The organism is Alistipes sp. HGB5 (assembly GCF_000183485.2).
Lineage (GTDB): Bacteria > Bacteroidota > Bacteroidia > Bacteroidales > Rikenellaceae > Alistipes > Alistipes finegoldii.
In genome coordinates this window covers 1-12,039 of record NZ_AENZ01000077.1, presented here as the reverse complement: position 1 = coordinate 12,039, position 12,039 = coordinate 1, and the positions used below count along the sequence as shown (strand labels likewise).

Genomic DNA, 12,039 nt, shown 5'->3' with positions numbered 1-12,039 from the left:
GACCCGGACGCTTCGAAATCCGCCACGGCGCTGTTTCTCTCATGCGTCTTTCTGGTGATCGTCGGTACGGTCTTACGTTCATTCTTCCTCTAAACGATGGCGGAATACCAAGTGAACAAGGGCGTGGGCCGTCAGGTCGAGTTTCAGGGCGCGCACGTAATGGTTCTTTGGCAAATGCGTCGATAGCAAGACGTTAGGCAAGTGTTCGATAGCCTATCATCGATCGGCTTATCCGAAAGGGAAACCGGACGGGGAGTATAGCCTGCCGATAAACTGATAAGTCATACAGTTACCAAGTATGCGACTGAATCAGGAGATGAAAGATAGATACGAGGATAAAGTCTGGATTGATTGAACGATAGTCCAAGTGGCACAACTCGAAACTGTGGCGGAAGGTAACTACAGACGCCATACTGTAACACACTCGATTCGACCTTGGAGGGTTGGGTGCAGAACAGGTTACAGCACAACTGCGATAAGCAGAAACGGATGAAAGTCGTATCCGACAATCTATCAAAGCTATGTTGCCGAAGAATTAAACGTGGATTGCCTAACCCGGAATGCCGAAAGGCTATTAGGTTTCAGACCTATGAAAATCCGGTATGGCAACGGAGCCACCGTAGTAGTCCGAGCGAGGGAAAGCCTCGTACATGGCGAAGGGTGGCAGCTAACATTTTTAATACAAATTAACGGATAATGTGTGAGACATTATGAGAAATCCAGAGAGAGTATTAAACAGTCTGTCAGAGCACAGCAAAGTTTCGAGCTACAAGTTTGAACGGCTCTACAGGGTTCTATTCAATTCGGAGATGTTTCTCCTCGCCTACCATAATATACAAGGTAGGCAGGGAAATATGACGGAAGGTTCCGACGGTAAAACTATCGACGGAATGAGCCTGAAACGGATTGAAAATTTGATTGATGCGCTCAAAGATGAGTCGTACCAACCAAAACCGGCAAGAAGGACGTACATCCCGAAGAAAAACGGGAACATGCGACCTCTCGGCATACCGTCTATCGACGACAAATTAGTGCAGGAGGTATTGCGAATGCTGTTGGAAGCAATTTATGAAGGTAGTTTTGAGAACACCTCGCACGGCTTCCGACCCAAACGCAGCTGCCACACCGCACTGATACAGGTGCAGAAGAATTTTACTGCGGCCAAGTGGTTTATCGAGGGCGACATTGAGGGATTCTTCGATAACATCAACCATGATGTACTTATCGGAATCTTGAAAGAACGTATCGCAGACGACCGCTTTATCCGGCTAATGTGGAAATTTTTGAAAGCTGGCTACATCGAAGATTGGACATTTCATAGAACATACAGCGGAACACCGCAAGGTGGCATCATTAGCCCGATACTGGCTAATATCTATCTCGACAAGCTGGATAAGTACATGAAAGAGTATGCCTGTCAATTCGATAGAGGCGACAGACGGGCAATGAACCTTGAGTACAAACGGTATTCCAGGAAAATTTGGTGGCTCGGCACAAAGCTGAAGCAAACCAAGGATAAAGATACTCGGAAGGAACTGATTGACGCGATTAAGCAACATCAGAAAAACAGGATGCACTTACCCTCTGTCGATGAAATGGACGAGGGATATAGACGGATTAAGTATGTGAGGTATGCCGATGATTTTATTATCGGAGTGATTGGCAGTAAATCGGACTGTGAGGCCATCAAAGAGGATATTAAGAATTTCCTCGGCGAGAAACTGAAATTGACGCTCTCCAAAGAAAAGACCTTAATCACGCACGGCAATAGAAAGGCAAAATTCCTCGGCTATGAAATCTATGTCCGACCATTCACGGATAAGACGTTAAGAGGCGAGAAATCGGGAGTACTTATTAAGGCTTACGGCAAAAAGGTAGTGTTGGAAGTGCCAATGTCCACAATGCGGGATAAACTTCTCTACTACGAGGCGATGGAAATTCATCAATTCGAGGGTAAAGCGAAATGGAAACCCACAAGCCGGACAAAGTTGCTACATCTGGACGACCTCGAAATACTGGATGCCTATAACAGAGAAATCCGAGGTTTTGCAAACTATTTTTCTATCGCAAATAACAGTTCACACCTGAATTCTTTCAAGTACATCATGCAATACAGTCTGTATAAGACTTTTGCACGAAAGTACAGTACGACAGCCCGAAAGATTATCGCAAAGTATCGACATCACAAAGATTTTGCGGTTTTCTATGAGGACAAGAAAGGAGGAAAGAAGATGCGGGTATTCTTCAACGGGAGCTTTAAGCGTAAAACAACCGCGATGGACGCGAGTTGTGATTATGTAGCCAACACGATTTTCAATACCACTGTATCAAGCCTTATACAAAGGTTAAAAGCGGGTAAGTGTGAATTGTGTGGCGCAACGGAAAACATTGAAATACACCACGTCAAAAGACTCAAAGACTTAAAAGGCAAAGAGCCATGGAAAATCCAAATGATTGGACGTCAGAGAAAGACGTTAGCTGTATGTATTCCCTGTCACAACAAGATACATCACGGGATAATAGACTGAATATGTTAGTGGAGAGCCGTGTGCGCCGAGAGGTGCAAGCACGGTTCGGAGGCGAGTTCTTGGAAACCTACCGTAGAAATACGGCAAGGCACCGGGTTCTTAGCCTACGACTCACGGCGCAGTACCTCGTGCTGTTCGTCGCGGGGCTTCTGGGCGTCTTCGTCTGCTTCGCCGGAATGTACATGAGCGGCGTCCCGCAGGGCCTGTGCATCCTCTTCGCCCTCACGGCCGGCCTTGCCGTCACGGGCGGCACCTTCTACCTGAACCGCCGTTTCGGCCCCCACGGGCTTCAGAAGCTCATGGCCTCGCGCCGGCATCCGCGGCGCATCGTTCACCGCCGGGCCGTCGGGCGGCTGTTGCGTTTTCGTCGAACCGTAAAACTGTAATCCTATGCGCGGAACCCTGAAAACCTCGACCTTGGAATCGAAATTTCCACTTCTGAGAGTCGAGAACAACTGCATCATCTCCAAGTTCGCCGACATCACTGCGGCCTACCGCGTCACACTGCCCGAACTCTTCACCCTCACGGCCGAGGAATACGAAGCACTGCACGGCGCATGGCTCAAAGCCCTGAAAGTGCTGCCGGATTACACCGTCGTCCACAAACAGGACTTCTTTATCGAAGAACGATACACGGCTCCGGAGGAGGGTTCCGAGCGGAGCTTTCTCGCACGTTCCTACGAACGTCATTTCAACGAGCGGCCCTACCTGCGCCATACGTGCTACCTGTTCGTTACGAAGACCACGCCCGAACGGATGCGGCAGACCAGCGCCTCGTCTGTCTTGTGCCGGGGTTTCATCGTCCCGCGGGAGATGCGCGACACGGACGCCGTGACGCGCTTTCTGGAGGCCGCGGAGCAGATGGAGCGCATTCTGAACGATTCGGGCCTCGTGCACGTCGAGCGGCTAACGGAAACGGAGATCGTCGGCACGGCAGACGACGCCGGGCTGCTGGCCCGTTACTTCGCCCTCTCGGACGAGCGGAGTCCGGTCGTCAACGAAGATATCCGTCTCGACCCGGGCGTGATGCGCATCGGAGACAAGTTCCTTACGATGCACACGCTCTCCGATCTGGATATGCTGCCACAGAGCGTGGCGACGGATTTCCGCTACGAACGCCTTTCGACCGACCGCTCGGACTGCCGCCTCTCGTTCGCGGCGCCCGTGGGGCTGCTGCTCTCCTGCAACCATGTCTACAATCAGGTGATCTTCCTCGACGACCACGACGAAACGCTCAAGCGCCTCGAAGCCTCGGCCCGGAACATGAACTCGCTGGCGGGCTATTCGCGCTCGAACGCCATCAACCGGGAGTGGATCGAAATGTATCTCAATGAGGCGCATTCGCAGGGGCTGCGCTCCGTAAGGTGCCATTGCAACGTCATGGCATGGGCCGAGAGCGAAGCGGAGTTGAAGCGCATCCGCAACGACGTGGGCTCGCAACTGGCCCTTATGGGCTGCACGCCGCATCACAACACGGTGGACGTGCCGGTGTTGTTCTGGGCGGCGATTCCCGGCAACGAGGCCGACTTCCCCGCCGAGGAGAGTTTCTACACCTTTCTCGATCAGGCCCTCTGCCTTTTCAACGAGGAGACCAACTACCGCTCGTCGCTCTCGCCCTTCGGAATCAAGATGTCCGACCGCCTGTCGGGCATACCTCTCCATCTGGACATCTCGGACCTTCCGATGAAGCGCGGCGTCATCACGAATCGGAATAAATTTATCCTCGGGCCGTCGGGCTCGGGCAAGAGTTATCTGACGAACCATCTGGTTCGTCAGTACTGGGAGCAGGGAGCGCATATCCTGCTGGTCGATACGGGCAACTCCTACCAAGGGCTCTGCTCGCTGATTCACGCCAAGACCAAAGGCCGCGACGGGGTGTATTTCACCTACACCGAGGAGGCGCCCATCGCCTTCAATCCTTTCTATGTCGAGGACGGAGTGTACGACGTGGAGAAGCGCGAGTCGCTCAAGACGCTGCTGCTGACCCTTTGGAAACGGGAATCCGAGGAGCCAACACGCTCGGAGGAGGTAGCGCTCTCGAACGCCGTGAACCTCTACCTCTCGAAGCTCCGCGCCGACCGCTCCATCGTCCCCTCGTTCGATACCTTTTACGAGTTCGTCGAAACCGACTACCGGCGGCTTTTGGAACAGAAGCGCGTGCGGGAGAAGGATTTCGACCTTGCCAATTTTCTGAACGTGCTGGAACCTTACTATAAGGGCGGCGAATACGACTACCTGCTGAACTCCGACAAGCAGCTGGATTTGCTGGACAAGCGTTTCATCGTCTTCGAGTTGGACAACATCTCCTCGAACCGGACGCTGCTGCCGGTGGTGACGCTCATCATCATGGAGACCTTCATCTCGAAGATGCGGCGGCTGAAAGGCGTCCGCAAGATGATCCTTATCGAGGAGTGCTGGAAGGCCCTCACCTCGGCCAATATGAGTGCATATATTAGGTATTTGTTTAAAACCGTTCGCAAGTATTTCGGCGAGGCGGTCGTGGTGACGCAGGAGGTGGACGACATCATCTCGTCGCCCATCGTCAAGGAGTCGATCATCAACAACGCCGACTGCAAAATCCTGTTGGACCAGCGCAAGTACCTCTCGAAGTTCGACGGCATACAACGTCTGCTGGGGCTGACGGACAAGGAGCGGGCGCAGATTCTCTCGATCAATCTCTCGAACGATCCTAAACGCCTCTATAAGGAAGTGTGGATTGGGCTCGGAGGCGTGCAGTCGGCAGTTTATGCCACGGAAACCTCGGTCGAAGAATATTTGACCTATACCACTGAGGAATCGGAAAAGATGCAGGTCATGGAGCTTGCCGAAAAGCTCGGCGGCGACATCGAAGCCGCCATCCAGCAGTTGGCATGCAAGCGCGAAACGAAAACCGAATCTTAATGCCCGCTGCCATGAAACAGTTGCTTTGGATATGCGCCGGCATCCTGCTGACGTTTACGGCCGTGCTCGGAGCGTTTCACCTCTTCTACGATTACGAATACCGCAAAATCCGTCCCCTGTGCGGAGCATGGCATTCGACGCTCGACGACACGCGGCTGGTGATCGAGCCGTGCGGTGATAAATTCCGCATCACCATCACGCGCCGCGGCACGTCCGAAACACATGCTCTGCACTACAAGGATTGCGTCTATTATACGGCCTACGGCGGACGCCGGATCGATCTCTTTTACACGCCCCCGGCCGATGCACTGCTCCTCGTGCCGGGCGACGCTTTCAAACGAACCTCAAAACTCAAAAACAATGAACAGTAACCAATCGACGCCTGCGTCGGCCGTAGCGGCCCTTCAGCAGGAGATCAGAACCCGCACCGAAGTCATCCGCACTTTGGCAGACCTTCGGGAACAACTCGACGCCGACCGTATCTGCGGAGCGTGGCTCTCGGCGGAAAACAACCTCTCGGCCTCGATACGCCGCATCGGCGAGGGCATGTGGCGCATCCTCGTTTTCGACCACGCGCTCTGCTACAAACGCCTCGTACAGGACGGCATCATCGCGCTGCGCCGCCACCGTCTTTGGCTCGGCGCCGACGACGGCAACCGCGTGATCTACGATGCTTCCACCGAGACACTCACCATCGGCTGTTACGGACGTTTCGTTCCGGAGGACTGCATCCGGCGGCAGGAAGACGACGCAATCAGTGCCGAAGCGTGCGACTTCAACGAACCGGCCGAATAATGGAGCGTCATTCGGTATTTCCGGGCTGCCCCTGCTTGCTGGGGCAGCCCTTCGGCGGACTCCGCCTACAATTATACGTCCTCAAATCCGACGGCTATGGAATGGAAAGATAGGATTGCACGGCTATTCCGCCGCACGCCGGATTGGGAAAGGGAACATCGACGCACGCTCATTGTCCGCCATGCTGAAAACCTGCTCCGGGAACGGGATATAAACAGTGTTACAGACCTTGTGCGACGGCACCGGAAATCGGATCTGACCATTGCCGGAATCAGACTGACAATGAATACAGCGACATCCCGCTTTCTCAGGACGCCCGAAGATGCGGCGGGAAAAGATATGCTGGAGCTGATGGATGCCCTGCGCAGAACACCGTTTGCAAAAAAGATCGGGCGACGCCTCGCGGACGTTCCGGCAGACACCGCCCACTCCCTGCACGGAGTGTTCGCTATGCATACTTTTCTCTTGGATGCCTATCTGGAGCAACATCCCGACAGCAAGCTCCGGCAGCCTCCGATGGACGAGGTGCAGGCAGCAGCGCATATCATCGACCGGCAGTTTCGCGCCGAGACATTCCGCGAACTGCGCCATCTGGCGGAAATATCCGGAGGCTATATACCCTCCTGTTACGTTGCACGCCTTTACGACTGGGACGCCGACATGGAGCGGTTACAAGAGATGCGCGGGCGGCTGAACGGCCCGGCATGTCCGGAAGCTCCGCAGCAGGTACAGCAGCTCCGGAAGCGAATCTGGAAGGCCGAGAACCGCATGGTGCGGGAAGCCGAGAGGATATTGGAGAGTGATCCGGAAATTTCCCTGCGGCAAACCTACATTGAAAAACTCGATGCCGAGTTGCAGACATTGGGATGGCTTGCACGCTTCCCGGAGCGAATCGACGACAGCCGTATTAACCGGCAGCTGCTCGACAAATACAGGATTCTTCCCGGCATATCACCAGCCGAGCAATACGGGCAGGTCGAGAAAGCCTTCCGCGAGCTGGATGCACGCCTTGTCCGCATGACCGGGCGGCAGTCCTACGCCGACGATCTGTTCGAATCCCTGCGGCAGAAAGGCCCGAAGCCGGAGAAACATATTTCCGGGGTGCGGCAGAAAGAGATCAATTCTGCAAGGAAAGAGCAAACCGGACAACCGGCTTCGGGTCGGCGGATAAAGCGGTGATGCCCGTCTTCGGGTGAATATCCTCAATAACACAATCAATTCAAGCATGAAACAGAAAATCATCCTGCTGTGTCTGTGCCTTGTCTGCACGGGCCTCAGCACATACGCCCAGTGGGTCGTCTCAGACCCTACGAACCTCGCGCAGGGGATCGTCAACTCCACCAAGCAGGTCGTCGAAGCCGCCAAGAACGGCTCCACCATGCTGCAAAGCTTTCAGGAAACCGTGAAGATTTATGAGCAGGGGAAGCGATACTACGACGCCCTGAAGTCGGTCAGCAACCTCGTCCGCTCGGCCCGCAAGGTGCAGCAGTGCATTCTGCTCGTGGGCGAAATCTCGGACATCTACGTCGACGGTTATCGCCGCATGGTCGGCGACGAGAACTTCACGCCCGCGGAGCTCGCGGCCATCGCCGCAGGCTACGCCCGCATCATCGAGGAATCGGCCGGGGAATTGAAGGAGCTGCAGGACATCGTGAACCCTACGGATATGTCCCTGACGGACAAGGACCGGATCGACGTGGTGCAGCGCGTCTACGGCGTTCTGCGGCGCCATCGAGACCTGGCACGCTACTACACGCGCAAGAACATCTCCATATCCCTGCTGCGGGCCGCCCGGAAGCGGGACATGGAGGGTGTGCTCTCATTGTACGGAACCGACGAACAACGTTACTGGTAGCCGACGATGGTACACATGCTTTCCCTTACGGACAATCTGCATACGATTCTCCGGGTGCTTTACGACGACATGATGGCGCTGTGCTATCCGATGTCGCAGGTCGCAATGGCCATCGCAGGGATCGGGGCGCTGCTTCACATCGCCTACCGCGTCTGGCAGTCGATGGCCCAAGCCGAACCGATCGACCTCTTTCCCCTTATGCGGCCCTTCGCCATCGGCATCTGCATCCTGTTCTTCCCGACGCTCGTGTTGGGAAGCCTGAACGGCATACTTTCACCCCTGGTAAAGGCGACGCATTCGCTGATGGTCGGGCAAACACTCGACATGGAACAATGGCAGGAGCGGCGTGAGCGGCTCGAACTCGAAAGCCGCGAGCAGATGCCCCCGGACAGCTACTACGCCGAGAACGAGGAGATGGAGCGCGAGCTCAGCGAACTGGGCGTGGACGACCAGACACAGCAGACACTCGACCGCATGAACGAGGAGCGATCCTCATGGTCTGTAAAGGGACTTATATTCAAAGGCTTGGCATGGATACTCGAACTGCTCTTCGCCGCGGCGAGCGTCATACTCGACGTGCTGAGGACCTTTTACCTGATCGTCCTCTCGCTGCTCGGCCCGATCGCTTTCGCCATCTCCGTGTTCGACGGATTTCAGTCCACGCTGACGCAATGGCTCACGAAATATGTCTCGATTTACCTGTGGCTGCCCATCTCGGATCTTTTCTCGGCGATCATCGCACGTCTGCAAACCCTTTCGATGCGCCACGACGCCGACCTGATGGCCGAAGGCTACAACTGGTATGTGGACTGGTCGAACAGCCTGAACCTGATCTTCATGCTCGTGGCCGTGTGCGGATACCTCTGCATCCCCTCGATCGCCTCGTGGGTCGTGCAGGCGAACGGATTCGCCGCCTACAACAAGACCGTCTCGAAGATGACCTCGCTCGTAAGCGCCGGAGCCGGATGGACGGCCGGCAAAGCATGGGCCGGGGCCAAAGGCGCCGGCTCGGCGGCATTATCGGGCGGTAAGGCCGTGGGACGCGGCATCATGAACGGCGCCCGGCTTATTTTCAGAAAATAAAATAACCCGTTATTATGGAATTCAAGTGTTTAACGAACATCGAAACATCGTTTCGGCAGCTGCGCATGTACGCGCTCGTCTTCGCCGGAGTCTGCGCCGTCGTTACCGTGGCGGCGGTCTGGATGTCCTACTCTTTCGCCGAACGGCAGCGGCAGAAGATCTACGTGCTGGACAACGGACGCTCGCTGATGGTGGCGCTCTCGCAGGACCTCGCACAGAACCGTCCCGTAGAGGCCCGTGAACATGTGCGGCGCTTCCACGAGCTCTTCTTCACCCTCTCGCCCGACAAGGCGGCCATCGAGTCCAACGTCGGACGCGCCCTGCAGATGGCCGACAAAAGCGCCTTGTCCTACTACAAGGTCCTGCAGGAGAAAGGATTCTTCAACCGCCTGATCGCGGGCAACGTCTCGCAGATGGTCAAAGTGGACAGCATCCGCTGCGACTTCGACCGCTATCCCTACGAGGTTACGACCTTTGCCCGGCAGCGCATCCTGCGCGAAAGCACCGTCACGGAGCGGTCGCTCGTCACGACGTGCCGTCTGGTGAACGTTTCCCGCTCGGACAACAATCCGCAGGGCTTTATGGTCGAAGCGCTGAACATCGTCGAGAACAAAGACATTGCGACCTATGACCGCTAAACCGCACACCCTGCGCTGCCGCATCCGTTGGGTGCGGCGGTCGCTGCGGCGCCGGCACGACGCGCTCGCACCCCGCATCCGGGAGCGGATCGTACTTGCGGCGCTCGTCCTGCTTCTCTTCCTTTACCTTTGGCTCCTGTTCGCAGCGGACATGGGATCGGAGTTAGAGATCGGACATCCCGAATTATTACATCTTAAACCGTAAACCATTATGACAGAAAACAAGAATCCGGGCAACGACCCCTCGGCGGAGTTCGAGCGGCAGCGCAAACGCAAGGTGCTGCTCTTCGCGGCGATCCTCGGATGTATATTCCTCGTCGCGATGTGGCTTATATTCCGGCCTGCGCCCGTCAAGCCCCAAGAAGGAGCTGCGGGGATCAATACGTCGGTTCCGGACGGCAAGGCGCAAGCCACCGTCGGAGACAAACGCAAAGCCGCGGAGCAGCTCCGCAGCGAGGAGCAGCAGCAGAAACGCATGATGACACTCGGCGACAATTCGTTCTCGCTGCTGGACGACGGGCTCAAACCCACCGAGGAACCCGCACCGGCGGACGACCCCGCACTGCGGGCTGCCGAGGCCAACCGGGCCATGCAGCGGCAGGTGCAGGGCTTCTACGCCGCTCCGCAGCGCAATGCCGAGGTCGAAGCGCTGAAAGAGCAGGTCGCGGCCCTGCAATCCCAGCTCGACGCCGAGCGGCAGCAGCCCGACCCGCTGGAGCTGGCCGAGGAGCAGTACAAGCTCGCACGGAAGTATCTCGGCGGCGGAACGGCCGTAGGTGAAGAAGCTGTTGAGCAGGCAAAGCAGCGGAAGGATTCGCGCCTGTCGGTCATGCGGCCCGTGCGGGAGGGTGAGGTCGAAGCATCGACGCTCGACACACGGGCGGATTTCACCGTCGAACGCAACTTGGGATTTCTCACGGCGGCAGGTGGCGTCGCGCATGCCGATACTCCGACCGTCAGAGCCTGCGTCGCCTCGACGCAGGTCATACGTGCCGGAAGCACCGTGCAACTGCGGTTGCTGGAAGCCGTGCGTATCGACGGAGTGACCATCCCCCGGAATACGCCGCTATACAGTCTTGCGACGATCTCCGGAATGCGGCTGCAAGTCACGGTGTCGTCCGTCGAATACGGCGGACGGATCTTCGCTGTCGAAGCCGTGGCTTACGACATGGACGGACAACCGGGGCTGAATATCCCGAACTCCCGCGAGCGGACAGCCCTCAAAGAGGCGCTGGCTTCCGTCGGGCAGACAGCCGGGACGAGCGTAAACGTCACCCGCTCGGCCGGGCAGCAGGTGTTGTCCGAGCTGGCGCGCGGAGGATTGCAGGCATCGTCGCAGTATGTCGCCGGGAAGCTCCGCGAGGTGAAGATCACCCTCAAAGCCAACCACCAGCTATTATTGATTTCTAAACAGCAGTAAAAATGAAAAGAGACCTTATTTATCTGACCCTGATCGTCGCGGCAATCGCGGCGGCAAAGGTCACGGCGCAGACGACACCGGAAACGCCGACCGAGATCCGTCCCCTGCGTATCGAGGCGGGATTCACCAAGACTGTACACATCCTCTTCCCGTCGCCCGTCACGTATATCGACATCGGCTCGATGGACATCATAGCAGGCAAGGCCGACGGGGCCGAAAACGTCGTGCGGGTGAAGGCGGCCGTGCGGAATTTCGCAGCAGAAACAAACCTGACGGTCATCACCGAAGACGGCGGATTTTTCACGTTCGATGTCCACTATGCCGAGAACCCGGTTGTCTCGACCCTCAATCTTACAGTGCAGGAACCGCAGACGGAAGGTGTGAAGAAACCGGCTGCCGCGGGCTATCCGCAGCCGACGGCCCCAGCATCCGAAGGCCGGGTGCTGCTGCGCGAGGTAGGCCGAGAGAAGCCCGCGACCATAAAACGCATGTTGAGCGACATATACCGGCAGAACCGTACGGATGTGAAAGGCATTCGCACGAAGAAGTACGGCATCGAGGTCGAGGTGCTGGGAATTTACGTTTCCAACGATGTCATTTACATACATACTTGCATGTATAATGACACGAATATCTCCTTTGAGGTGGATGCACGACAGTTTATCGTAGCCGACAAGAAGCTCGCAAAGCGTACGGCACAGCAGCAGACACCGCTCGAAATCCTGCGCGTATGCAACGATCCGGCCGTTGTAAGGGGACATCAGCGTCAGCGGACGGTATTCGCGCTGCCCAAACTGACGATCTCCGACGACAAAGTGC

13 protein-coding genes are annotated in these 12,039 nt (G+C 56.3%); all 13 read left to right on the top strand.

Annotation, left to right across the window (positions count from 1 at the left end; genetic code table 11):
- Positions 1-93, top strand: a 93-nt coding sequence (locus HMPREF9720_RS15975; RefSeq protein ID WP_139022504.1) for a DUF4134 family protein, incomplete at its 5' end; no start/stop codon positions are given.
- 617 nt (positions 94-710) lie between these two features.
- Complete coding sequence (locus HMPREF9720_RS13555) at positions 711-2,528, top strand: reverse transcriptase domain-containing protein (protein ID WP_009598929.1); 1,818 nt, start codon at positions 711-713, stop codon at positions 2,526-2,528.
- Positions 2,529-2,530: 2 nt separating this feature from the next.
- Positions 2,531-2,914 (top strand): DUF4133 domain-containing protein, encoded by a 384-nt coding sequence (locus HMPREF9720_RS13550; protein WP_139022503.1) that lies wholly within the window; start codon positions 2,531-2,533, stop codon positions 2,912-2,914.
- A 4-nt stretch (positions 2,915-2,918) separates the two neighbouring features.
- Positions 2,919-5,429 (top strand): TraG family conjugative transposon ATPase, encoded by a 2,511-nt coding sequence (locus tag HMPREF9720_RS13545; protein ID WP_009598922.1) that lies wholly within the window; start codon positions 2,919-2,921, stop codon positions 5,427-5,429.
- Between the two features lie 11 nt (positions 5,430-5,440).
- The gene (locus HMPREF9720_RS13540) at positions 5,441-5,800 is read left to right on the top strand and encodes a DUF3876 domain-containing protein (RefSeq protein ID WP_229111673.1); all 360 of its coding nucleotides are present in this window, start codon (positions 5,441-5,443) and stop codon (positions 5,798-5,800) included.
- Positions 5,790-6,224, top strand: a complete 435-nt coding sequence (locus tag HMPREF9720_RS13535) for a hypothetical protein (protein ID WP_009598935.1) — start codon at positions 5,790-5,792, stop codon at positions 6,222-6,224. Before HMPREF9720_RS13540 ends, HMPREF9720_RS13535 begins: the two co-directional genes overlap by 11 nt.
- Before the next feature lie 96 nt (positions 6,225-6,320).
- The gene (locus tag HMPREF9720_RS13530) at positions 6,321-7,403 is read left to right on the top strand and encodes a hypothetical protein (RefSeq protein ID WP_009598923.1); all 1,083 of its coding nucleotides are present in this window, start codon (positions 6,321-6,323) and stop codon (positions 7,401-7,403) included.
- Positions 7,404-7,449: 46 nt separating this feature from the next.
- Positions 7,450-8,079 carry a DUF4141 domain-containing protein gene (locus tag HMPREF9720_RS13525; protein WP_014774767.1) on the top strand — a complete coding sequence of 210 codons (630 nt, stop codon included), beginning with the start codon at positions 7,450-7,452 and terminating at the stop codon, positions 8,077-8,079.
- A gap of 6 nt (positions 8,080-8,085) precedes the next feature.
- Positions 8,086-9,162: a conjugative transposon protein TraJ gene (gene traJ, locus HMPREF9720_RS13520; protein ID WP_009598926.1), complete on the top strand. Its 1,077-nt coding sequence runs from the start codon at positions 8,086-8,088 to the stop codon at positions 9,160-9,162.
- Between the two features lie 14 nt (positions 9,163-9,176).
- Positions 9,177-9,800 carry a conjugative transposon protein TraK gene (gene traK / locus HMPREF9720_RS13515; RefSeq protein WP_009598933.1) on the top strand — a complete coding sequence of 208 codons (624 nt, stop codon included), beginning with the start codon at positions 9,177-9,179 and terminating at the stop codon, positions 9,798-9,800.
- Positions 9,790-10,005, top strand: a complete 216-nt coding sequence (locus HMPREF9720_RS13510) for a hypothetical protein (protein WP_009598930.1) — start codon at positions 9,790-9,792, stop codon at positions 10,003-10,005. Before traK ends, HMPREF9720_RS13510 begins: the two co-directional genes overlap by 11 nt.
- A 6-nt stretch (positions 10,006-10,011) precedes the next feature.
- On the top strand, positions 10,012-11,220 hold the full coding sequence (traM, locus tag HMPREF9720_RS13505) for a conjugative transposon protein TraM (RefSeq protein WP_009598927.1): 1,209 nt from the start codon (positions 10,012-10,014) through the stop codon (positions 11,218-11,220).
- 2 nt (positions 11,221-11,222) lie between these two features.
- Positions 11,223-12,039, top strand: an 817-nt coding sequence (gene traN / locus HMPREF9720_RS13500; RefSeq protein WP_009598928.1) for a conjugative transposon protein TraN, incomplete at its 3' end; no start/stop codon positions are given.